General features: G+C 59.3%; 18 protein-coding genes. 10 read left to right on the top strand and 8 right to left on the bottom strand.

Going from position 1 to position 24,479, the window contains the following annotated elements; all coding sequences use genetic code 11:
* Positions 1-75: 75 nt before the first annotated feature.
* The 3 genes from ACYSTU_RS02975 to ACYSTU_RS02985 all read left to right on the top strand — a co-directional run bounded on the left by ACYSTU_RS02975 (position 76) and on the right by ACYSTU_RS02985 (position 3,609).
* A complete protein-coding gene (locus tag ACYSTU_RS02975) occupies positions 76-2,487 on the top strand; it encodes a glucose/quinate/shikimate family membrane-bound PQQ-dependent dehydrogenase (protein WP_498995844.1) in 2,412 nt (803 codons plus the stop codon).
* A 301-nt stretch (positions 2,488-2,788) separates the two neighbouring features.
* Positions 2,789-3,244: a hypothetical protein gene (locus tag ACYSTU_RS02980; protein ID WP_122611862.1), complete on the top strand. Its 456-nt coding sequence runs from the start codon at positions 2,789-2,791 to the stop codon at positions 3,242-3,244.
* Positions 3,232-3,609 carry a hypothetical protein gene (locus ACYSTU_RS02985; protein WP_136492767.1) on the top strand — a complete coding sequence of 126 codons (378 nt, stop codon included), beginning with the start codon at positions 3,232-3,234 and terminating at the stop codon, positions 3,607-3,609. The genes ACYSTU_RS02980 and ACYSTU_RS02985 overlap by 13 nt, the downstream gene beginning before the upstream one ends.
* 475 nt (positions 3,610-4,084) lie before the next feature.
* Here ACYSTU_RS02985 and ACYSTU_RS02990 read toward each other — a convergent pair whose 3' ends face one another.
* Positions 4,085-5,254 (bottom strand): ATP-binding protein, encoded by a 1,170-nt coding sequence (locus ACYSTU_RS02990; protein WP_136492766.1) that lies wholly within the window; start codon positions 5,252-5,254, stop codon positions 4,085-4,087.
* 248 nt (positions 5,255-5,502) lie between these two features.
* On the opposite strand from ACYSTU_RS02990, the gene lon reads away from it, so the two are divergent.
* The 5 genes from lon to cmoB all read left to right on the top strand — a co-directional run bounded on the left by lon (position 5,503) and on the right by cmoB (position 11,688).
* Positions 5,503-7,917 (top strand): endopeptidase La, encoded by a 2,415-nt coding sequence (lon, locus tag ACYSTU_RS02995; protein ID WP_024014191.1) that lies wholly within the window; start codon positions 5,503-5,505, stop codon positions 7,915-7,917.
* A 169-nt stretch (positions 7,918-8,086) separates the two neighbouring features.
* Positions 8,087-9,091, top strand: a complete 1,005-nt coding sequence (locus ACYSTU_RS03000) for a hypothetical protein (RefSeq protein WP_136492765.1) — start codon at positions 8,087-8,089, stop codon at positions 9,089-9,091.
* Between the two features lie 299 nt (positions 9,092-9,390).
* On the top strand, positions 9,391-9,783 hold the full coding sequence (locus tag ACYSTU_RS03005) for a protease inhibitor I42 family protein (RefSeq protein WP_024014192.1): 393 nt from the start codon (positions 9,391-9,393) through the stop codon (positions 9,781-9,783).
* A 208-nt stretch (positions 9,784-9,991) separates the two neighbouring features.
* Positions 9,992-10,735 (top strand): carboxy-S-adenosyl-L-methionine synthase CmoA, encoded by a 744-nt coding sequence (gene cmoA / locus ACYSTU_RS03010; RefSeq protein ID WP_016773355.1) that lies wholly within the window; start codon positions 9,992-9,994, stop codon positions 10,733-10,735.
* Positions 10,732-11,688: a tRNA 5-methoxyuridine(34)/uridine 5-oxyacetic acid(34) synthase CmoB gene (gene cmoB / locus ACYSTU_RS03015; protein WP_476312313.1), complete on the top strand. Its 957-nt coding sequence runs from the start codon at positions 10,732-10,734 to the stop codon at positions 11,686-11,688. The genes cmoA and cmoB overlap by 4 nt, the downstream gene beginning before the upstream one ends.
* A gap of 167 nt (positions 11,689-11,855) precedes the next feature.
* Here the strand turns inward: cmoB and tadA are convergent, their stop codons facing one another.
* The 7 genes from tadA to treP all read right to left on the bottom strand — a co-directional run bounded on the left by tadA (position 11,856) and on the right by treP (position 21,163).
* Positions 11,856-12,356: a tRNA adenosine(34) deaminase TadA gene (gene tadA, locus ACYSTU_RS03020; RefSeq protein WP_016773353.1), complete on the bottom strand. Its 501-nt coding sequence runs from the start codon at positions 12,354-12,356 to the stop codon at positions 11,856-11,858.
* The gene (locus ACYSTU_RS03025; RefSeq protein ID WP_016773352.1) at positions 12,356-13,732 is read right to left on the bottom strand and encodes a multicopper oxidase family protein; all 1,377 of its coding nucleotides are present in this window, start codon (positions 13,730-13,732) and stop codon (positions 12,356-12,358) included. The genes tadA and ACYSTU_RS03025 overlap by 1 nt, the downstream gene beginning before the upstream one ends.
* A gap of 118 nt (positions 13,733-13,850) precedes the next feature.
* Positions 13,851-14,141, bottom strand: coding sequence for a PTS sugar transporter subunit IIB (locus ACYSTU_RS03030; RefSeq protein ID WP_024014197.1), 291 nt, complete (start codon positions 14,139-14,141; stop codon positions 13,851-13,853).
* A 2-nt stretch (positions 14,142-14,143) separates the two neighbouring features.
* The gene (gene ptsP, locus ACYSTU_RS03035; RefSeq protein ID WP_498995855.1) at positions 14,144-16,672 is read right to left on the bottom strand and encodes a phosphoenolpyruvate--protein phosphotransferase; all 2,529 of its coding nucleotides are present in this window, start codon (positions 16,670-16,672) and stop codon (positions 14,144-14,146) included.
* A gap of 50 nt (positions 16,673-16,722) precedes the next feature.
* Positions 16,723-17,946, bottom strand: a complete 1,224-nt coding sequence (locus tag ACYSTU_RS03040) for a maltoporin (protein ID WP_122611855.1) — start codon at positions 17,944-17,946, stop codon at positions 16,723-16,725.
* Positions 17,947-18,052: 106 nt separating this feature from the next.
* Positions 18,053-19,699, bottom strand: coding sequence for an alpha,alpha-phosphotrehalase (treC, locus tag ACYSTU_RS03045; RefSeq protein WP_498995860.1), 1,647 nt, complete (start codon positions 19,697-19,699; stop codon positions 18,053-18,055).
* 21 nt (positions 19,700-19,720) lie between these two features.
* Positions 19,721-21,163, bottom strand: coding sequence for a PTS system trehalose-specific EIIBC component (treP, locus tag ACYSTU_RS03050; RefSeq protein WP_125917649.1), 1,443 nt, complete (start codon positions 21,161-21,163; stop codon positions 19,721-19,723).
* Positions 21,164-21,397: 234 nt separating this feature from the next.
* Between treP and treR the strand changes: the two genes are divergently transcribed.
* Positions 21,398-22,102 carry a trehalose operon repressor gene (treR, locus tag ACYSTU_RS03055; RefSeq protein ID WP_016773346.1) on the top strand — a complete coding sequence of 235 codons (705 nt, stop codon included), beginning with the start codon at positions 21,398-21,400 and terminating at the stop codon, positions 22,100-22,102.
* An 83-nt stretch (positions 22,103-22,185) separates the two neighbouring features.
* Complete coding sequence (locus ACYSTU_RS03060; RefSeq protein WP_257221704.1) at positions 22,186-24,396, top strand: TerD family protein; 2,211 nt, start codon at positions 22,186-22,188, stop codon at positions 24,394-24,396.
* Positions 24,397-24,479 lie beyond the last annotated feature (83 nt).

The following is a 24,479-nucleotide window of genomic DNA, read 5'->3' on the forward strand; positions in this document are numbered from 1 at the left end:
AACCATGCCTGCGCCAAATCGTCATCTAAAGTGACTACAGCGCGGGACTACATAAACGTCACGGAGAATCACACTATGAGCACCGAAAGTGCTTCGAGTCGGGGCCGTCTGCTACCGGGCCTGCTCGGCATCCTGCTTCTACTGATGGGCCTGGCCATGCTGGCCGGGGGAGTCAAGCTGAGCATGCTCGGCGGCTCGCTTTACTATCTGCTGGCCGGTATCGGCATCGCCCTGAGCGGCATCCTGCTGCTGATGCGTCGCCGCGCGGCGCTGGGCCTGTACGCCATCGTGCTGTTTGCCAGCACCGTGTGGGCATTGTGGGAAGTCGGTCTGGACTGGTGGCAACTGGTGCCGCGTCTGGCGCTGTGGTTTGTCCTCGGTTTCGTAATGCTGCTGCCGTGGTTCCGTCGTCCGCTGCTGCTCAACGGCCCGGCGAAAATCGGCACTGGCGGCCTGACCGTCGCTGTGATCCTGGCCGGCGTTACCGCTCTGGCCAGCCTGTTCACCCATCCGGGCGAAACCTTCGGTGAACTGGGCCGCGACACCGCGGACATGACCAGCACCGCACCGGCCATGCCGGATGGCGACTGGCAAGCGTACGGTCGCACCGAGTTCGGTGACCGCTACTCGCCGCTCAAGCAGATCACCCCGGAAAACGTCGGCAAGTTGCAGGAAGCCTGGCGCATCCAGACCGGCGACCTGCCAACTGCCGATGACCCGGTCGAGCTGACCAACGAAAACACCCCGCTCAAAGCCAACGGCATGGTCTACGCCTGCACCGCGCACAGCAAAGTGCTAGCGCTGGACCCGGACACCGGCAAGGAAATCTGGCGCTTCGATCCACAGATCAAGAGCCCGGTCGGCTTCAAGGGCTTCGCCCACATGACTTGCCGTGGCGTTTCGTATTACGACGAAGCCGCCTATGCCAAGTCTGAAAACGCCGGTTCCGCTGTCATCTCCGAAGCCGGCCAGGCCGTTGCTCAGGCCTGCCCGCGTCGTCTGTACCTGCCAACCGCTGATGCGCGCCTGATTGCGTTGAACGCCGACACCGGCAAGATCTGCGAAGGCTTCGGCAACAAAGGCGTGGTCGACCTGACCCAAGGCATCGGCCCGTTCACCGCCGGCGGCTACTACTCCACCTCGCCAGCGGCGATCACCCGTGATCTGGTGATCATGGGCGGTCACGTCACCGACAACGAATCGACCAACGAGCCATCGGGCGTGATCCGCGCCTTCGACGTGCGCGACGGTCACCTGGTGTGGAACTGGGACAGCGACAAGCCGGACGCCACCGAGCCACTGGCCCCGGGCGAAACCTACAGCCGCAACTCGGCGAACATGTGGTCGCTGGCCAGCGTCGATGAAAAACTCGGCATGGTCTACCTGCCACTGGGCAACCAGACCCCGGACCAATGGGGTGGCAACCGCACCCCGGGCGCCGAGAAATTCAGCGCCGGCCTCGTTGCCCTGGACCTGGCTACCGGTAAAGTGCGCTGGAACTACCAGTTCACCCACCATGACCTGTGGGACATGGACGTGGGCAGCCAGCCAACCCTGCTCGACATGAAAACCGCCGACGGCGTGAAACCTGCGCTGATCGCCCCGACCAAACAGGGCAGCCTGTACGTCCTCGACCGTCGTGACGGCACGCCGATCATTCCGATCAAGGAAATCCCGGTACCGCAAGGCGCTGTCAAAGGCGACCACACCGCACCGACCCAGGCCCGTTCGGACCTCAACCTGCTGGCCCCGGAACTGACCGAAAAAGCCATGTGGGGCGCCAGCCCGTTCGACCAGATGCTGTGCCGCATCCAGTTCAAGGAACTGCGTTACGAAGGCCAGTACACCCCGCCATCGGAACAGGGCAGCCTGATCTATCCGGGTAACGTCGGCGTGTTCAACTGGGGCGGCGTCTCGGTCGACCCGGTTCGCCAGCTGCTGTTCACCAGCCCGAACTACATGGCCTTCGTCTCGAAAATGGTCCCACGCGAGCAAGTCGAAGCCGGCAGCAAGCGCGAGAGCGAAACCTCGGGCGTGCAGCCAAACACCGGCGCGCCATACGCGGTGATCATGCACCCGTTCATGTCGCCACTGGGCGTACCGTGCCAGGCCCCGGCCTGGGGCTACGTCGCCGGTATCGACCTGACCACCGGCAAAGTTGTGTGGAAACGCAAAAACGGCACCAGCCGCGACAGCTCGCCAATCCCGATCGGCTTCACCCTCGGCGTACCGAGCATGGGCGGTTCGATGGTTACCGCCGGCGGCGTCGGCTTCCTCAGCGGCACCCTCGACCAGTACCTGCGCGCCTATGACGTGAATACCGGTAAAGAGCTGTGGAAATCGCGCCTGCCAGCAGGCGGCCAAGCGACTCCGATGACCTACACCGGCAAGGACGGCAAGCAATACGTGCTGCTCGTTGTTGGCGGTCACGGCTCGCTGGGCACCAAGATGGGTGACTACATCATTGCGTACAAACTGCCGGAATAAGCGTTAGCTGGCGGTAATGAAAAGGCGATGTTCCGTGAGGGACATCGCCTTTTTTTGTGAGCGCAACCTGGCAGGCAATGAATAAACCTGTGGGAGCGGTTGTGAACAGCTTCGTCCTGCAGGCGCTGATCAATGCGCCAGAATTTTCCGACAGGCGGGTCGGTAGCGTTTGAAAAATGCACTGGGCCTGAATAATTATCGCGAACAAGAATAAAAAACTGTCAGGTATTACAGTTCACAGCGTTCACGCTTTTACCCAGACTTGCCTCTTCATTATTCGGATCATACAGAGGCAGCTCTCATGGCAAACCCAAACGTAACCAACGCCGTCTTCGCGTTCGGCTCTATTGAAACTGATGTCAAAGGCACCATCAGCGGTAATTATCTGGACTTGACCAGCTACAGCACTTCAAGCACATCCATTTCCTTCAACGTGTTAGGGGGATACAACTTTTCTTTCCGCCACAACGACGGCTTGTCGGGCGCTCGAAACATCTTCATCTCGCTTCGCTACCCGCTGGATCCTTCCCCTTTGCGCTATTCAGAAACGATTGTCATAGACCGAACCGATCCTCGTCCCTATGAATTTGAAACAACAACTTCTTCAATTATAGCGGTAACCCAAATCAGTAACTTCGTGTACCGATACGACCTCAAAGATTACAAATTTTCCGGCAAAGCACAGCACACGAATGACACGCGGGAACTCACCTGTAATGGATTCTTTGTGGTTCAGGGACTGACATGGCCGATCTGACAACGCTGGTTGTGGGGACCTTCTGTATGAGCCTTTATTCGAAACTGCGCATCGCCTTGCTGGCTGCCATATTCGCACTCAGTGCCTGGATCCCTGCGCAGGCTGACAATAACGCAGAGAAGGCAAAAGACTGTAGTGCAGCGCTCAATGAATTGAAATCCATGAACATCACGCCTGCCGCATCCAATTGTCAGACAGGCCAAACACTACAGTGGCGCGTCGAGGCAACTGCCGAGCAATTTGAGCAGGTCATGGATGTTTGCGAAAAATCCAGACTGGCCGCCTTGTATCGATACAGCGAGTCAAGGATCGTCAGTTGCCAATACACCTCAGGTACGAGGAACACTCCGAGCGGAGCGTATTGATAGAGGAGTGACGTCTGCCACGGGTTGCAATACATCGAGGCTGCAGGATATCTACTACATACGCAGGTCAAAGCTCCCGAGAATGTCTATGTCGCCGGCAACTGGATCATTAACAACCGCATGGAAAGACATCTTGTAATGATCAGCTTGCGTATCAAAATCGATAGTGAAATTACCGTCCCGGGTATGAGCTTTCTCGAATCCAAATCCTGATCGGGCTATATACGACATCAATACAACCGTTGGTCAGAACCTACATTCACTCCAGGAACCTAGTCAAATTCAGGCCGCCTTCGCGAGCAGGCTCGCTCCCACAGAAAATCAAAATCAAAAGATCGCAGCCTTCGGCAGCTCCACAATGAGCGCAAGATCGAGTACTGCCCATGCTCTTGATCCATGCGTACCGGCAGGTAAGCGGGGCAGAACTTTCGGAAAGAATTCGGCGGCTGACTACATAAGGCGCTACCACTGATTTTCATTCGCCGCGACGGCGAAGGTATTCCGCGAAAAGAGGAACGGTGAAATCAAGGTAACCATGGTCGGTGCTGTAGATCATACCTTTGGAAATGATATTGGCCCGGGCCGGGCCCAGCGATGATTGATCACGCTCCATCACCTTGGCGATACCTGCCATAGGATAGGGCCCATCACCAAGGGCGGCCATCGCCATTACAAACTGGATCTCGGCTTTGGTAAGCCGGTCATACCGAACCTTGAAGAAGCCGGCATCGAGTCCGGCGATAGTCTCTGGATAAGCGCGTTCGACATCAGCGAGCGTGATCATGGGGCCGGCAGCAACATCCCATGAAGTTGAACCCCATTCCTGCAGAAAAAACGGATAGCCCTTCGTTCGCGCGACAATCGCTTGGAGGGCAGCGTCTTCGATCGTCTGCTCCTCCTCCTCGACGGGTTTTCGAACAGCAAGTTTTGCTGCTTCTTCGTCCAGCGCGCCTACAGGCGGGTAGAGGAAAAGTCGCTCTGCATAGGACTTCGCCTCACCAGCCAATTTGGCAACCTGTGGTAGTCCTGCCCCAACCAAAACCACAGGCAACCCGCGCTGGGCCATTCGATGCATCGCAACGATAAGTGCCGACAGATCGCCTTCCGAGAGGTACTGAACCTCGTCGATGAGCAGCACCCATCCCTTGCCAGCGGCTTTAGCGCCCTCGCCAATCACACCGAACAGGTCTGGAAGATCATGTTGCAGATCGCCGCTATCAGCCAGCCCAGGTTCAGCACCCTCAACGCCCACCTCAACGCCACCGATATCGATTTGGAATATCGAGGCAAAATTGCGCAGGGCGCTCATACCCCGGCTGGCAATTTGCTTTGCTCCTTCGAATCCCGAAAGTGAACGCATTACGCGTCGCAGTTCAGGGAAAAGAAGGGTGGAAAGTGTATTTTTCTCCGGAGCTTCGAGCTGGGAAACGAGCATCCCCTCTTGTCTGGCGATATTGCCGATCTCATTCAGGAGTACCGTCTTGCCCACTCCACGAAGGCCAAGGAGCATCAGCGACCGTGCAGGTTTGCCCCTCACTGCTCGGCCGCAGGAAATCCGAGCCATTTCGAGAACAGGGTCTCGGCCAGCAAGCTCCGGTGGTGGAAAACCAGCCCCGGGGGCGAACGGATTACGATAGGGATCCATCACAACACCATTTAATAGTTAAAGCTAACCAACACTAGCGTTTTTCGCTATTTATGCAAAGACATTGTTAGATTCCAATAGGCACCCGTGCCGACCTGAAGGATCTCGCCACCGCCCAAAGGCCGCCAAGGTTAACAAGGTCAAAAACTTTGCAAACCTGAACACACACGCAGAAACACACCCGCCCCATTGAAACCACCCCACCCCTGCCCCATCTAAGACCCCATACCCCATTGCGCAGGTGCCCCATGACCGACCAGCAAGATCGCCCGGACAATCACGACGATTACGAAACCGACCACATCGAACACACTTCCTCCGGCACCGGCCTGGCGCTGCCCGGGCAAAACCTGCCGGACAAGGTCTACATCATCCCGATCCACAACCGTCCGTTCTTCCCGGCCCAGGTCCTGCCGGTCATCGTCAATGAAGAGCCGTGGGCCGAAACCCTCGAACTGGTCAGCAAGTCCGAACACCACTCCCTGGCCCTGTTCTTCATGGACACGCCCCAGGAAGACCCGCGCCATTTCGACACCGGCGCCCTCCCCGAATACGGCACGCTGGTCAAGGTTCACCACGCCAGCCGCGAAAACGGCAAACTGCAATTCGTCGCCCAGGGCCTGAGCCGTGTGCGCATCAAGACCTGGCTCAAACACCATCGCCCGCCGTACCTCGTCGAAGTCGAATACCCGCACCAGCCCACCGAGCCGACCGACGAGGTCAAGGCTTACGGCATGGCACTGATCAATGCGATCAAGGAGCTGTTGCCGCTCAACCCGCTGTACAGCGAAGAACTGAAGAACTACCTCAACCGCTTCAGCCCCAACGACCCGTCGCCGCTGACCGACTTCGCCGCCGCGCTGACCTCGGCGACCGGTCCCGAGCTGCAAGAAGTGCTCGACTGCGTGCCGATGCTCAAGCGCATGGAGAAAGTCCTGCCGATGCTGCGCAAGGAAGTCGAAGTCGCGCGCCTGCAAAAAGAGATTTCCGCTGAAGTTAACCGCAAGATCGGCGAGCATCAGCGTGAGTTTTTCCTCAAGGAACAGCTCAAGGTCATCCAGCAGGAACTCGGCCTGACCAAGGACGACCGAAGCGCCGACCTCGAACAGTTCCAGCAGCGCCTCGAAGGCAAAACCCTGCCGGCGCAGGTGCAGAAACGCCTCGAGGAAGAAACCCACAAACTGTCGATCCTCGAAACCGGCTCGCCGGAATACGCCGTCACGCGTAATTATCTGGACTGGGCAACATCGGTGCCGTGGGGCGTGTACGGCGAGGACAAACTCGACCTCAAGCACGCGCGCAAAATCCTCGACAAGCACCATGCGGGTCTGGACGACATCAAGGATCGCATCCTCGAATTCCTGGCCGTTGGTGCCTATAAAGGCGAGATCAGCGGCTCGATCGTGTTGCTGGTCGGCCCACCGGGCGTGGGTAAGACCAGCGTCGGCAAATCCATCGCCGAATCCCTCGGCCGGCCGTTCTACCGCTTCAGCGTCGGCGGCATGCGCGATGAAGCCGAGATCAAGGGCCACCGCCGCACCTACATTGGCGCGCAGCCGGGCAAACTGGTGCAGGCGTTGAAAGACGTCGAAGTGATGAACCCGGTGATCATGCTCGACGAGATCGACAAGATGGGCCAGAGCTACCAGGGCGACCCGGCCTCGGCGCTGCTGGAAACCCTCGATCCTGAGCAGAACGTCGAATTCCTCGACCACTACCTCGACCTCCGCATGGATCTGTCGAAGGTGCTGTTCGTCTGCACCGCCAACACCCTCGACTCGATCCCCGGCCCGTTGCTGGACCGGATGGAAGTGATTCGCCTGTCCGGCTACATCACCGAAGAAAAAGTTGCCATTGCCAAGCGTCACCTGTGGCCGAAACTGCTGGAAAAGGCCGGCGTATCAAAAGGCAGCCTGAGCATCAGCGACACCGCGCTCAAAGCCTTGATCGACGGCTATGCCCGTGAAGCCGGCGTGCGGCAGCTGGAAAAGCAGATGGGCAAACTGGTGCGCAAAGCGGTGATGAAGCTGATCGACGATCCGAAAGCGGTGATCAAACTCGGCCCGAAAGACCTCGAAGCCTCGCTGGGCCATCCTGTATTCCGCAATGAGCAAGTGCTGTCCGGCACCGGCGTGATTACCGGCCTGGCCTGGACCAGCATGGGCGGCGCGACCTTGCCGATCGAGGCCACGCGAATTCATACACTCAACCGCGGCTTCAAGCTCACTGGGCAACTCGGCGATGTGATGAAGGAATCGGCAGAGATCGCCTACAGCTACGTCAGCTCGCACCTCAAACAGTTTGGCGGTGATGCGAAGTTCTTCGACGAAGCCTTCGTCCACCTGCACGTGCCCGAAGGCGCAACGCCGAAGGACGGCCCGAGCGCCGGCGTAACCATGGCCAGCGCCCTGCTCTCCCTCGCGCGTAATCAGCCACCGAAAAAAGGCGTGGCGATGACCGGTGAACTGACGCTGACCGGGCATGTACTGCCGATCGGCGGCGTGCGCGAGAAGGTGATCGCGGCGCGGCGGCAGAAGATTTTCGAACTGATTCTGCCGGAGCCGAACCGGGGTAACTTTGAGGAACTGCCGGATTACCTGAAGGAAGGAATTACCGTGCACTTTGCCAAGCGGTTTGCGGATGTGGCGAAAGTCTTGTTCTAACGCGAGTGTAAGTGCTGCGGGCCGTACCGTAGCGCTTATATGAATCTGCTGTTAAAACCAGTCAGATCCAAGCATAGGAATCTAAAGTACTGTCAACTCTGACAGTACTTTTTTTCATGCGCACTACCCACACTGATTGTTCTATTTGTCGTCTACTCGTGAGTACCTGATGAACAATCACAACGCGCCTCATACCCGCTACATGCATAACCTTTGCGGACACTTCGAAGCTTCATTCACCAGACCCGGCGATCCAGGCGAAGCACGCTATCCCTATCACTCGCAGACAGTGCACAACCGAATGGCCAGATCCCTTGAGTATCTGAACTTTGATAGCAACTCGGGCACGCAGCCATTACCCACGACAACCAGCGACCATCGAAGCATAGGCATTACGCTTAAATCAGAGATCGCATCGGGCACCTACGTATTTCCGCGGGACGCTTCAGTGGTCCAGGTAACCTATGGAGAATTTCAAAACTCCGACACCAATTTCAACTTCGTGGTTCACAAGGCGACCAAGGCTGAACTTGAGTTGAGCATTACTGAAGACGGGCGCCGTTACTCTGGTGAGCTCCGATTCGAAGTGCTGATCAACGGAGAAATCCTTGAAATCACGTCGCGCTTTGACGTTCTAGTGACCTTCAACAGCAGTCCGACAGTTTCAAGCAGCATGCAGTCTAAAAGAACTCCAGCAAGCACGAGATTGCAAAACCTGACCGGAGAATTCAACGCGACGTTTCCTGTTTCTGCGGAACCGGGCGAAACGTCATTTGCACGAGCTCCATTTCACTCTTCGGGCCTAAACTACACTGATGCATTTTTTCTGGAAGACATTAACTTCAACACCCAAAGCGGAACAGTTTACCCGGACACTTATATAACCAGTGATGCGCGCTCATTTTCAGTTCACTTGAAGAAAGAAATCACTTCTGGAACCTATCACTTTCCAAGTGTGGGGAGCCCATTTACGCTGTTGCAATATAGCGAAATGCGCTACGTGGGCGATGGATATATAAATTGGAGCCTGGACATACTTGAAGCAACGCTTGAACTGGAAGTTACCGATGAACGTCGCTACCACGCGAAGACCTTGTTGGTAAAAGCCAATACACCCAACGGGTTGATTTTGAACATCAACGCAGATTTCGATATTTACCTGGCCAAGGATTGACTGAGGCAACCCATATCTTCATCAGCAGAGACAGGCGATACCGTGCGTTTCGTTGAGAAGCTTGCGGACGTGGCGAGGGTTCTCTTCTGATGATCATTGCTATACCTCCTTCGCAAGCAGGCTCGCTCCCACACGGTGATGCAGTGAACACAAAATCTGTCGACACTGCTGATCACTGTGGGAGCGAGCCTGCTCGCGAAGGCGTCAGCTCTTGCAACACCACTCTCCCTGACTGTCACACTTTGTCTCATCTTCAGTTATGCTCGCCGCTCGTCGTAACTGCCGGAGCTGCTGACCTTATGTCCCCCACTCGCCTGTTTCTCCCCCTCGCCCTTTCCTTGCTGGCGGCCTGCGCCACGCAACCGAAACACAACGTGACTGTGGAAAAACAAAGCGAATGCCCCGTGCGGCTCAACGTCGGGCAAAACCTGATCATCAGCCTGCCAAGCAACCCGACCACCGGCTACCGCTGGGCGATTCAGGATTCGGCTGGCGGCGTGTTGCGCGCGCTCAGCCCGGAGGTTTACAGCAATCCGGAAGATGCCGGCGTGGTGGGCGCAGCGGGGGTTTCGACCTGGCGCTTCCAGGCCTTCGCGGCCGGCACCGGGCGCTTGCGCCTGACCTCGCAACAACCGTGGGCTCCGGAAGTGCTGCCAGTGGAAACCTTTGACTGCGCCATTTCGGTGAACTGACGGTGGGAAACCGCGCTGGCCTCTTCGCGAGCAGCCTCGCTCCCACAGGACACCGCGATCCCCTGTGGGAGCGAGCCTGCTCGCGAAAGCCATATCCCTGACGGCGAGAAATTACACCCCTCTCGGTGCTTTATCAGACAACCCAAGCATCCCCGCGCCACTTTGGCTAAAATGCCGGCCTTTTCCACCGACACCGCCGGACGCCGCCGTGAGCAAAGAACCCGATCGCCTATTCGCCCAGCCTTTGGCCCAGGTGCCTGACTTCGCCTTCAATGAAGACGTGGTGCGGGTGTTCCCGGACATGATCAAGCGCTCGGTGCCGGGTTACCCGACCATCGTCGAAAACCTCGGCGTGCTCGCGGCGCAGTTCGCCCAGCCGAACAGCGTGCTCTACGACCTCGGTTCGTCGCTCGGCGCAGTCACGCAAGCCCTGCGCCGTCATGTGCGCACCGACGGCTGCCGGGTTATTGCTGTGGATAACTCGGCGGCGATGGTCGAGCGTTGCCGGGAATACCTCAACGGTCAGGATTCGATGTTTCAGGAATTGCTGCCGGTCGAGGTGATCGAAGGCGATATCCTCGCGCTGGAGTTTCAACCAGCCTCGGTGGTGGCGCTGAACTTCACCCTGCAATTCATCGCCCCGGACCAGCGCACCGCGTTGCTCTCGCGCATTCGCCAATCGTTGTTGCCCGGCGGCGCGCTGATTCTCTCGGAGAAGCTGCGCTTCAACGATGCCGAAGAACACGCCCTGCTCACCGACCTGCACGTAGCGTTCAAACGCGCCAACGGCTACAGCGAACTGGAAATCGCCCAGAAGCGCAGCGCCATCGAAAACGTCATGAAGCCCGACAGCCTCGAAGAACACCGCGAACGCCTGCTGGCCGCCGGGTTCTCGAAAGTCGTGCCGTGGTTCCAGTGTCTTAACTTTGCCTCGTTGATTGCCTTGCCATGATTGATCTGTCCCCCCTCGCCCGCCGTCTGGCCGGTACACCGCTGGCCGAATGGGCCAACACCCTGCAAGCGCAACTCGACAAGAAAATGGACAAAGGCCATGGCGATCTGGAACGCTGGCAAAGTGCGCTGGACGCCTTGCCGAAGATCCAGCCAAGCGAAATCGACCTGCTCAACGGCCTGAAACTCGACACCGATTGCGACGACGAAACTCGCGCGCAGATGCGCACCGCGCTGATGGGGCTGTCGCCGTGGCGCAAAGGGCCGTTCGATCTGTTCGGTGTGCATGTCGACACCGAATGGCGCTCGGACTGGAAGTGGTCGCGCGTCTCCCCGCACCTCGACCTGAAGGGCAAACGCATCCTCGATGTCGGCTGCGGCAACGGCTACTACATGTGGCGCATGCTAGGCGCCGGTGCCGACAGCGTGATCGGGGTCGACCCGAACTGGCTGTTCTTCTGCCAGTTCCAGGCGGTGCAGCGTTACTTGTCCGAGCCGAATGCCTGGCACCTGCCGTTTCCGTTTGAAGACCTGCCGCCGAATCTGGAAGGCTTTGACACGGTTTTTTCCATGGGCGTCTTCTATCACCGTCGCTCGCCGATCGAGCATTTGCTGGCGCTGAAGGATTGCCTGGTCAAGGGTGGGGAACTGGTGCTGGAAACCCTGGTGGTCGAAGGCGACAAGCACCAAGTGCTGGTGCCGGAAGATCGCTACGCGCAGATGCGCAACGTGTGGTTTTTGCCGTCGGTGCCGGCGCTGGAATTGTGGCTGCGCAGAGCCGGATTCAGCGATATTCGTTGTGTGGATGTCAGTACCACGACGGTGGAAGAACAACGCGGGACGGAGTGGATGAAGTATCAGTCGCTGAGTGATTTTCTGGATCCTGAGGATCACAGCAAAACCATTGAAGGGCTGCCGGCGCCGATGCGGGCGGTTATCGTCGCCAGGAAGTAAGCGTATTTTCCCATGACCGCGGTGGGCCTACCCCCTCACCCCAGCCCTCTCCCCAGGGAGAGGGAGCTGATTATTGAGCTTTTCAAAACTTGCGTCCGACTCGGTATTTCAGGTCGGCGGATTTGGTCCATCCAACTCGGTCGGTCCCCTCTCCCTCTGGGAGAGGGTTAGGGTGAGGGGCTTTTGGTGCGTCTGGCGCGGAAAAACTCGGTCAGCACCGCACCACATTCTTCAGCCAGCACCCCGCCCTCATACAACACCCGGTGATTCAAAAAGCCCTGGGTAAAAAACTGTCCCTGACTCTGCACAATCCCGGCCTTGGGTTCCAGCGCGCCGTACACCACCCGCGCCACACGCGAATGCACGATCAGCCCGGCGCACATGCTGCACGGTTCCAGCGTCACATACAGCGTGCTGCCCGGCAGGCGATAGTTATCCACTGCCTGCGCGGCGGCGCGGATCGCGACCATTTCGGCGTGGGCACTCGGGTCGCTGGTGCTGATCGGGCAATTGAAGCCGCGACCGATGATCGCGCCATCCTGCACCAGCACCGCACCCACCGGCACCTCACCGAGGGCGGCGCCCTGTGCGGCGAGGGTCAGGGCTTCGCGCATGAAGTCGCGGTCGCGGCTGCGGTCGATGATCGCCGCCGGGCGGATCTGGCGCATCACTTCACCTCGATCGCGGCCATCAGGCCGGTTTCCATGTGGTCGATGACATGGCAGTGGAACATCCACACCCCCGGGTTATCCGCCACCAGCGCCACTTGCGCACGCTCGTTCTTGCCCAGCAGATAGGTGTCGGTGAAATACGGAATGACTTTGTGCCGGTTCGACGCGATCACCTTGAAGCTCATGCCGTGCAGGTGGATCGGGTGCTGGTACTGGGTCATGTTCTTCAATTCGAAAATATAGCTCTGACCCAGTTTCAGGCTGGCAATCGGTCGGTCAGCACAGGTCTTGTCGGTGATGTCCCAGGCCTTGCCGTTGATCTGCCACAGGCTCGGCGGTTTGCCGTTTTCGGTGTTCACCGAGACCGAGCCGACCCATTCGAAATTGAAGTTGAGTTTCTCCGCATTGGCCAGATCCGGCTCGGCCACCGGGTTGGCCGGCAGGGCTTTCGGCCAATCCGTCGGCGCATCGGTGTTGGCGACTGAACGCAGCGTGCCCAGACGCACCGGGCCGTTACGCAGCGACAACTCTTCACCGGCCGCCGGCGCCTTGATCGCCAGGCAAATGCGCATGCCGGGGCCGAGCCAGTATTCCTTGCCCAATGGTCGTGGCTCGACCGGGTTGCCATCCAGCGCGTAGATCTTCGCTTCGACCCCAGGAATATTGATGCGATAGGTCAGGGTGTTATCGAGATTGAGCAAACGCACCCGGGTGATCTGCCCGGCCGGCAGATCAATCACCGGCAGCGGCACACCATTGATCGTCGACAGGCGCCCGGCGGTACCGCCACGGGCCGCTTCGCGGGGGATGCTGAATTCGACGAACTGGCCTTGCTCGTCGACATGCCAGTTCTTCAGGCTCAACGTTTTCTCGTACTTGAAGCCGGTCGGCTCGCGTTCTTCGATGATCAGCGGCCCGACCAGCCCGCGCCCCAGTTCCTCGCTGCTGCTGACATGCGGGTGATACCAATAGCTGCCGGCGTCCGGCACGCGGAATTTGTAGTCGAAGTATTCGCCCGGCAATACCGGCAGTTGCGACACATAAGGCACGCCGTCCATTTCCAGCGGCAGGCGGATGCCGTGCCAGTGGATGGTGGTCGCCACCGGCAGGTGATTGATGAAACGCACCCGCAGCCATTCACCCTGGCGTACACGCAACTCGGTGCCCGGCGCCGACGGGCCGAACGCCCAGGCTTCGGTCTTGTGCCCCGGCACCAGCTCGACGTCGAGCGGCGCGGCGATCAGTTCATAGTCGTGGCCGGCCTCGGCGTCGGCCATCTTGCCCAGCCAGTAACGCGACGCGCCTCCCGCGCCCACGCCAACGACAACAAGACCGGCCAGGCCACCGAGGATTTGGCGACGGGTAAAGGACATGAACTCAACTACCTCACGTATCAGCGACGGACCCCGAGGGATCCGCAAAAAGGCGAATACGATACACCCGCAGTTGAGAAACAGTAAGGGCGACCTGCGGCCGCACGTCTTGTCGGCCTTATGCGCGCAGCCCGGTAATCAGGTGCAGCACGCCGCCCTCAAGGCACATGACGCCCGACACACCGGCCATACTCAAGGCCTGACGGTCGACACAGGCCGCGTCGTGCAGCGTCACGCGCACCCGGGTCAGCGCCAGCGGTTGCTGCGACTTGAGGTTATCCACACCGCCCAGCGCGGCGACGATCTCGGCGTTCAAGCCGGCAACCGCATCGGCGGTAATGTTTGCCTCATCCGGTACCAGATCCGGCGTCAGTGCTTTCCAGAATGCCTGCTGCAATTTGTCGAACATGTTCAATTCTCCATAACCGGCGAGGCATCGACTTTCGCCCCATGAAACTGCTGCAAGGCTGCGCGCACGTCGGCGGAGCTTTCCAGGTTCGATACCTGTTCGGCGATGATTCGACAGTCGGCCAGGTTCACTTCGCGCACCGCCGACTTGATCGCCGGAATCAACGGCACGCTCACCGACAGCTCATCCACACCCAGCCCCAGCAGCAGCGGCACGGCAAGGCGTTCAGACGCCATCGCACCGCAGACGCCGACCCATTTGCCGTGGGCATGGGCCGCCTTAACCGTCATCGCGATCAGGCGCAGCACCGAAGGGTGAAAGCTGTCCGCCTGGCTGGCCAGACGCGGATGATCGCGATCCATGGCCAGGGTGTATTGGGTGAGATCGTTGGTGCCGATGGAAAAGAAATCCACGTGCGGCGCCAGCACATCGGCCATCAGCGCAGCGGCGGGCACTTCGATCATGATTCCCAGCTTTGGCAGATGCGCCAGGCCCAGCGCCCGCGCTTCTTGCTCAAGAATCTGCCGCGCCAGACGCAGTTCGGCCAAATTCGTGACCATCGGCAACATGATGTGCAAACGCGTCAGCTCACAGCAGGCGAAGATCGCGCGGAACTGCTCACGCAACAGTTGCGGTCGCTCAAGGCACAGACGAATGCCGCGCAAGCCGAGGAAAGGATTGGTTTCGCTGTCCATCGGCACATAAGCCAGCGGTTTGTCGCCACCGACATCGAGGGTGCGCACCACCAGATTGTGTGCCGGCCCGATGGTGCGCGCGATGGCGCTGTAGGTGGCCACTTGTTCATCGTGGCTCGGCGCTTGCTGGCGACCCAGGTAGAGAAATTCCGAACGCAGCAGGCCAACGCCACTTGCGCCCAGCTCCATGGCCTGGGCGGTTTCGCCCTGCGAGGCAACGTTGGCGGTGACTTCGATGTGCTGACCGTCACGGGTACAAGCCGCCTCGCTGGCCTGGGCCAGTTCCTGCTGATGACGCTGGCGCTGGCGCTCATGCCGCGTGCGCAATTGATCGATGGACTCGGCGTCCGGGTGCAACTGCAATTCGCCTTTGTCGGCATCGAGCAGCACCCGCGTGCCGTTGCCGAGCCCGAGCATTTGCAATGGCATGCCACAGATCGCCGGCAAGCCACAGGCCCGCGCGAGGATCGCGACATGGCTGGTGGCGCCGCCGCCAACGGTGGCAAACCCAAGCACTTTGCGCGTATCGAGCCCGGCAGTTTGTGAAGGAGTCAGTTGATCGGCGATCAGAATGGTGTCATCGGGCAACTCCAGCGTCTGCTCGTGAACACCGAGGATCAGCTTCAGCACGCGCTGGCCGACATCATCCAGATCCGCCGCGCGTTCGGCCAACAAGGCATTGCCCAGCGAGCGAAACATCGCCGCCGTTGCATCGGTGCTGGTCTTCCAGGCAAACGCCGCGCTTTTGCCCGCGTCAATCAGCGCCCTGGCCTGATCCAGCAGGCTCGGGTCGGCCAGCAGTTCCTGATGCGCCTTGAAAATCTCCGCCTGCGCCTGGCCGCTGGCGGTGTCGCGCAGATGTTGCAGGGCCATGTCGGCTTCGATCAGGGCCTGGCTCAACGCCTCCCGTTCGCTTGGCGGCTCGGCGCCGAACTCGTTGACCGTGAGCGACGCTTCGACGATCTGCATGACTTGTCCCAACGCCGAACCGGGCGAGGCGCAGACACCGCGCAGGATGTTCGGCACTTCTGCTGCATCGACTTCGACCGGCGCGGGCGCTGTGACCGCTTCGCCGCAGCCTTCGCTCAGCAAGCGTGTCAGCGCATCGACGGCGGCTACGGCATCTTCACCTTCGGCGCTGACCTGCACGCTGTCGCCATGGGCCGTCTGCAACGCCATGATTGCCACCAGGGATTTGCCGTTGGCTTGCGCTTGCAACTTGTGCAGATGAATGGTCGCTGAAAATGCTTTGGCCGCTTGGGCAAATACTGCCGCCGGCCGCGCGTGCAGGCCATTGGGATTGGGCAGGTTGATCGGCTGCGAGAACACCGCGTCTCCCGGCATCGGCGCTGGATGTTCGCCGACGGCTGCGCCGACCACGACGTCCAGCACTGGCTGGCCCACCTCGACCAACCCGGTTGAGCCAACGAGTGAATCGAACGGCTCGCCGCTCACCACCAGCATCAAGGTCAACAAACTGCGCGCGTGCAGGGCAATGTAGTCAGCATCGAAGTCGATCAGCGCCTGCCCCGCTTCGACCCGCTGCCCCGCTTCAACGCGGCGGGTGAATCCTTCGCCGGCGAGATTCACCGTGTCCAGGCCGATATGCATCAACACCTGCACACCCGCGTCACTGGTGATGGTGAGCGCGTGCCCGCTGGTCTGCACATCGCTGACCACGCCGGCCATCGGTGCGCAGAGCGTTGACGAAGTCGGGTCGATGCACAAACCGTCGCCGATGATCCGCCCGGAAAACACCGGGTCGGGCACCTGGTCCAGCGCCATCAGCACGCCGGATAAAGGAGCCAGCAGCTGCAATTGTTGGGGTGTGGCCATGACATCACCTGAGCTTGTATTCATTGAATGAGCGGTCGCAGCCGCTTTGCTTATTTCCACCAGTATTCAACCTGCAAGCCGACATTGGCGCCGTGCCGTGCGTTGCCGAAGGCGCCCGTGTCGGACAGCGCCGAACCTTTGGCCAACAGGTTGGCGGCACGCTTGGCTGCCTGGTTCCAGCTGGCATAGGTGTAATACAGACGTACTTCGGGCCGCGCCCAGAATTCCGGGCCTTTCGGTGACCAGGTCGGCGCGAAGGTGAACTTGCTCAGCTTGCGCGTGCCGTCCGCCGCCTCGACCTGATCGTGCCCCAGTTCGGTCACCAGTTTGAACTGCTCGCTCAGTGCATAGGCCGGGCGCACACCGAGGGACAGCCAGTTCTGGTCGGCGCCGCCCTGACGAATATCTTTCTGATACACCGCCTGGAATTGTCCGCCAAAACGTGGCGTCAGTTGCCAGTCGAAGAACTCGACGATGCGATAGCTCTTGTTGCGGTCATCAAGCCTGACGTTACCGGTATAGCCCAATCCGGTGCCCGGCCCTTCGCCGTATTGCAGCGCCAGTTTGTTCTTGCCACCGAAAAAGTCCTGCTGCACATGCTGGGTGGTGATCGCCCAGCCACGGTGGGCATCGCGGCTGTCGGGCTTGTCGATGTAACTCAGGCCGAACTCCAGTTCACCGCCCGGGTTACTGTTGAAACCGCCGACGTTGAAGTCGTGGCGGTTGATGTAATCCTTTTGGTAAAGGTTGTCCTTGCGCGAAAAGGCGTAGCTGTATTTCAGGCCGCCGAGCAACACGTCTTCAATGCCTGCCCCGGTGGCGCTCTGGTTCCAGTAATAGAAATCGGAAATATGGATGTCGTTACGTTTGTAGTAACGCCGCCCTGCCCACAGCGAGCCGCCGTTGAGCGCGGGCATCGCCGACCATTGCGCATACGCCTGCGGCAAACGAATCGAGCCGTTGTCTTCCTTGAACGTCAGGCTGCGGTCATAGCGGTTATACAGCGAGGCCATGCCGTCGACGCTCAGCACCGAGCCGTCGTCGAGGGTGTACAGATCCTGGCGCAGCTCGAGCTCACCGTACTGCTCGCACTCGTTACCGAGGCGATATTTGGTCTGCGCGCCGGGCAACTGGAAACACGACTGGCTGCTGCTGTTGACCGATGTACCGACCCCGCTACGCAGATAGCCGCCGAACTCCAGCGCATGTGATGACGTAGGCATTGCCAGACAAATCCCCGCGATTGCCAGACTGTAATTTATGGTTGCTCTCATATATGCCACCCGTTGTTTTTATTGTGTGGTTGCAGGAATTCAGCGCGCACAAATCCCCCGCGCAGCGTTCTGCGTGTTTTTTCAAAGGTTGTTATTCAGTTAAAAATCAGGGGTCGGTCAGGTGCAGCACGAAGGATTCGTAAGGTCGCAACTGCAGCAAACGCGAGCGTTGCGGGCAGTCCGGGTAGTTGCTGATCAACAGGCGCTGCTCCTGGGCTTCGTCGAGCAGCGCCGGTAGCTCGACCTCACAGGCAGTGCCATAGAAGTTGTTCACCACTAACAAGCGTTCGCCCGTCCCCTCGCGCAGGTACGCCCAGACCTGTGGATGCTCCGGCAACAACTGGCGATAGATGCCATCGGAGATCAACGCTTCAGTGCGGCGTAAAGCGATCAGGCGCCGATAGTGATGCAGCACCGATTCCGGGTCGTGCAGTTGATGCGCGACATTGATCTGTGCGGCATTCGCCGGCACACCAATCCATGGTTCGCTGCGCGTGAAGCCGGCGTTGTGCCCGGCGTGCCAGTGCATCGGCGTGCGCCCGTTGTCGCGGGACTTCTGCATGATCGCCGCCATGTTGTCGAGGTCGCTGGTGCCGGATTCACGCTTGAGGCGAAAGATATTCAGGGTTTCGACGTCACGGTATTGCTCGATGCTCTCGAACCCCGGATTGGTCATTCCCAATTCTTCGCCCTGATAAACGAAGGGCGTGCCCTGCAGAAAGTGCAGCGCAGTGCCGAGCATCTTCGCCGACAGCTCGCGGTATTCGCCGTCATTGCCGAACCGCGAGACCACGCGTGGCTGATCGTGGTTACACCAGAACAGCGCATTCCAGCCGCCGCCCGCCTGCATGCCGGTCTGCCAGTCGGAGAGAATCTGCTTGAGCTGGAGGAAGTCGAAATCGGCGCGGACCCACTTCTGCAAATTCGGGTAATCGACCTTCAGGTGATGAAAGTTGAAGGTCATCGACAATTCTTTCGACTGCGGGTTGGAGTAACGGATGCAGTGTTCGAGGCGGGTCGAGGACATCTCGCCGACGTTGATCAGCTCATGCCCTTCGAAGACATCGCGGTGCATTTCCTGCAAGTAGGTGTGTACGTTCGGCCCGTCGGTGTAGAAGCGCCGACCATCGCTGTCGTCCTCGGGGAAGTCCGCCGGTTTCGAGATCAGATTGATCACGTCCAGACGAAAACCACCGACGCCCTTGTCGCGCCAGAAGCGCATCATCTTGAACACTTCGTCGCGGACCTTGGGGTTGTCCCAATTGAGGTCGGCCTGAGTGTGGTCGAACAGGTGCAGGTAATACTGGCCGGTCTGCGCTTCGTATTCCCAGGCCGAACCGCCGAACTTGGATTCCCAGTTGTTCGGCTGGTCGCGCCAGATATAGAAATCACGGTAAGGATTGTCGAGGCTGCTGCGGGCCTGCTGGAACCAGACGTGCTCGATCGAGGTGTGGTTGACCACGATGTCGAGCATCAGCTTGATCCCGCGTTTGCCCGCTTCGGCGATCAGCAGTTCACAGTCGGCCATGCTGCCGTAACTCGGATCGACCGCGTAGTAGTCGCTGATGTCGTAGCCGTTATCGCGCTGCGGCGAGCGCAGGAACGGCGTGATCCACAGGTAATCGACCCCCAGCCATTGCAGATAATCGAGCTTGGCGACGATGCCGAGCAGATCGCCAGTGGCGTTGCCGGCATGGCTGTGAAAGCTCTTCGGGTAGATCTGGTAGATCACCGAACGTTGCCAGTCTTGCATGGCGCAACTCCTTTATTGATTTCAGGCAACCCGGTAACCCGGACGGACGATCTTCATGCTCAGCACGCAGGTCAGGGCAAACGGCACGAGCATGGCGATCAGCATCCCGATGACGAACATCGGGATGAACTGCGGAATGATTGAAATGAAACCGGGCAAGCCACCGACGCCGATGGCCGAGGCCTGGATCTTGTTCAGTGAGAGGAACATGCAACCCAGCGCCGAACCGGCCAGCGCGGCGTAGAACGGAAACTTGTAGCGCAGGTTGACGCCGAACATCGCCGGCTCGGTGATGCCGAAATACGCAGAAATCGCCGAGGTCGAGGCCATGCTCTTGTCCCGCGCATTGCGCGTCATCCAGAACACCGCCAGGGCCGCACTGCCCTGCGCCAGATTGGACATGACAATCATCGGCCAGATGAAGGTGCCGCCCTGGCTCGAAATCAATTGCAGGTCCACGGCGAGGAACATGTGGTGCATGCCGGTGATCACCAGCGGCGCATACAACAGGCCGAAAATCAGACCGCCCACCAGCGGCGCCAGATCGAACAGCATCACCAGCCCTTCGGTGATGTAGATGCCGATATGCCGGGTCACCGGGCCGATGATCGCCAACGCCAGCACGCCAGTGACAACGATGGTGGTGATCGGCACCACCAGCAACTGCACCGCGTTGGGCACGCGTGCGCGCAGCCATTTTTCGATCACGCTCATTACGTACGCCGCCAGCAGGATCGGCAGGATCTGCCCTTGGTAGCCGACTTTTTCCACCTGGAACAGGCCGAGGATGTCGAAGTACGGCAGTTGCTGCCCGTCCAGCCCGGCCACGGCCTTGCCGTAATTCCAGGCGTTGAGCAGGTCCGGGTGCACCAGCATCAGACCGAGGACGATGCCGAGGATTTCGCTGCCGCCGAAACGCTTGGCTGCCGACCAGCCCACCAGCGCCGGAAGGAACACGAACGAGGTGTTGGCCATCAGATTGATCAGGCTCCACAACCCGTCGAGGTTGGGATAGGCATCGAGCAGGGTCTGGCCCTCGATGAACATGCCCTTGGCGCCGAGCAGGTTGTTGATGCCCATCAACAGGCCGGCAATGATCAGCGCCGGCAGGATCGGCATGAACACATCGGAAAACACCCGCACCAGCCGCTGCATGGCGTTGATCTTCTCGGCGCTTTTCTGTTTAACGTCGGCGATGGTCGATGCCGCAAGGCCAGTCTGCTGGCGCAGTTCGGCATAAACCTTTTCAACATCACCCGGGCCGATGACCACTTGATACAACCCGCCGGTGAAGAACGAACCCTTGACCAGATCGACGCCATTGAGCGCGGCCACATTCACCAGCGCGGGGTTCTTCAGCGCCAGGCGCAAACGCGTGACGCAATGCGCCGCCTGCTCGATGTTGTCAGGGCCACCGAGGCTTTCCAGCAGCTCCTTGGCGATGTTCGGATAGTCATGGCTCATGCTTGTTCTTCCGTCGTGGATTGTTGTTATTGGCAGCACGCCGAACGAAAAATACTCGTCTGTACGAGTTAATGCAACAACTCGTCTGTACGAGTTTGCATCCGTGGATGAACGTCAGAAAAACGCGGATTCTTCCTACTCTGACCTAAGATGTTTTCCTTCGTCCGCATGGACAAACCCCTACCCTGCCCTTAAGGTTCGGGGTTTTGAGCACCGTCGGCACAGAGTCCAGCCATGAGCAAATACAACCAGATCTACAGCGATTTGCTTGCCAGTATCACCACCCAGCGCCTGGAGCGCGGCGCCCGGCTGCCTTCCGAAACCGAACTGATGGACACCTATCAGGCCAGCCGTGGCACGGTGCGCAAGGCCATCGACCAGTTGCAGGAGCGCGGTTTCGCTCAGAAGATTCACGGCAAAGGCGCGTTCGTGCTGTCGACCAACCCGATCGAATTCCAGCTCGGCGGCATCGTCAGCTTCCAGGAGACCCACCCGCGACTGGGCAACGACGTCAGCACCGAAGTGGTCGAGATGTGTCAGGTGCCGCTTGAAGGTGCATTGCTTGAACATATCAATGCCGAACCCGGCAGCCCGATCACCCGGATCAAGCGGGTACGGCGCATCGACGGCAAACGCGTCATCCTCGACATCAACCACTTCGTCAGCGACGTGATCCCCGACCTGTCAGCAGACATTGCCGAACATTCGATCTACGCCCACATCGAACAGACCCTGCAACTGCAGATCGCCTACGCCCAGCGCACCATCGAAGCCGTACCGTCCAGCAAGGACGACCAACAACACCTGGACCTCGACGGCCAGAGCCATGTCATCGTGGTCAGCAACCAGACCTTCCTGCAGGACGGCCGCCAGTTCGAATACACCGAATCGCGGCATACGCTGGACAAGTTCTATTTTTCGGATGTGGCGCGGCGCTGACGTTCGCCAACAGGCGAGCCCATTTCAAAATATGTGATTCGCTGACAAGCCGCGATGACCTCCGGTAGTATGCCGCCGTGGCTATGGAACACCTTCCTTCTATCCTCCATGAACTAGGGGTTCCGCTCTCCACACCGCGCCTGCTTATTGCAGGCGTTTTCGTATCGATTGCACAGGTGAGCTTCAGCTCACTGGAAACGGCGACCAAGGAAGAAATCATGATGAATCAGGAGCTGTTCCTGCGGCGCCGTACAAAACTGCACGTTCCTGCGGGCTCTGGCGGAGCCACACGCGCGCAGGTCGCATCAGCTGTCAAAGAAGTTACAGCGTTTCGATGCGTTCTCTCCGAGCCGCTGATCGAGCGAATCAGCATGCTCTCTGCGGTCGAACTCAAGAACTGGCTGCGTGAAGTCATTCGAGTCCTGCGGCGGCGCAGCGGTGCTCATGTACATCACCGACCGTTTTATCCTGACTTCCCCAATCAAGTCCTCGAAGCGACAGAGGCGGAGTTGTATCTCAACGCCGTCATTCACTACCACACACTTCGGCGCCTGCCACCCAGCGAACAGGTTCGGCCAGCCATGCTTGAAGGCAACTTCATCCATTGGGTCATCGAACCGGGAAGTGTCAGCGAGTTCGAGGCATTGCTCGAGCCGCTGGTCTCATCACGCACCTCGCTGTCCGAAGAGGAAGCTGCGGATGTCGGCTGGTTTATCCGAACGTACAAAAACGATGTGTTCCGTCTACTGCCCGAGACCATCCCGTTTCGCGAGATTCGCGCGCTGGTTGGCGGCGCACTGATCCTGCATATCGACGACGATGCGCAGGTTGAGGCCTTCCTTGAGCAAAATGTCGAAACGGCAACGGACGTGCTGCGCGTGGCGATCGCACTGCATGGTGGAGACGTGTCGCTGGCAACAGCGCAGACGCGCTTTGGCAAAATGAAACGCTCGATGCGGCGCAAGCTGTTGCGCCTGCTCGACCGCACGCCCAACGCTACGGAAGATGTGATGCGCCAGGCCGAACGCTGGAAACGACTGGCCGAAGTCCTGCATCCAGGCGATTACGCTGAGAAGTATCCGCGAGCATTCGCGGCCATCACCGCAGCGCGACGCAACGATCCGCCGTCCTCGTTCGGGTCGCGTGTCGAAACCATGCTTGCCCAACGCCAGATCGCCGCGCTTACGCCGGTGCTGCAGGATCGTCCCGGAGAATTCGCGCGCCGTCTGGACGTGATGTTACGGCGTGCCACAGAACCAGACGCGGTGCTCGACGCCTTTGCGGCTGTCGCGGCGCAAGTGTCCTCACCTGTGCTGCTGCAATTGCTGGCCCAGGTAAATGCCCCGCGCCCCCTGCCCTTGCGGGCGTTCACACCTAAAGGAGCACTGGCGAAAGTCTTCGGTACTGCTGATCGTCGAGAGTCGATCGCACCGCAGGTATTGGCACGTGCCGCACAGATTTGCGAGAACGCCCTGATCGCGCGTTTCACGTTGCTGCCACCACTGGGGCGTTGTTTCATCGATCCGGCGTTGCGCGAATACCGGGTGCCACTGGCACAGCGCGCCGCAGCGAAGTCGCTGCGAACACTGGTACGCGGCAGTCGGTTGCCAATGCCGGACACGCGATTCATTCGCCTGTTCCTGTGGTGGAAGAATGGTCGTGACCGCACGGACATCGACTTGTCCGCCGCCTTCTTCGACACCGACTTCGTCTTCAAGGAAGCGATCGCCTATTACAACCTCAAAGGTTATGGCGGTTACCACAGCGGCGACATCGTCGACGCGCCCAACGGCGCCTCCGAATTCATCGACCTCGACCTTGATGTTCTCGTCAAAAAGGGCGTCCGCTACGTCGTCACGTCCCTCAATTCGTTTACCTGGCAGCCATATTGCGACCTTCCTGAATGCTTCGCGGGCTGGATGGCCCGTGCCGACACTGCATCGGGGGAAGTGTTCGAGCCTCGCTCCGTGGTCGACCGCATCGATATCGCCTCCGACACGAGTATCTGCCTGCCATTCGTGATGGACCTGGAGGAGCGACGCATGATCTGGGCCGATCTGGGGCTGACTTCATCGCCCCGCTGGAACAACGTCGACAACAACCTCAGCGGAGTTTCGTTGATGCTGCGCGCCCTGGTGCATACACCAAGGCCGGATCTGCACACGCTTTTCGATTTACATGTGCGGGCACGAGGCGAACGAGTGCCCTCTGCAGAGCAGGCGCAGAGGGTGTTCGCACCTGAACAAGGTCTGACTCCGTTCGATACTGATCTGATTCGGTCTGAATATCTTTGATATCTGCGAAAGCATTGGCTCACTTTCAAAAGGACATCACGCAATAGCCGAGTAACACCCTCCCCTTGAGCACATCGGTCATC

It is taken from the genome of Pseudomonas glycinis (assembly GCF_054871425.1).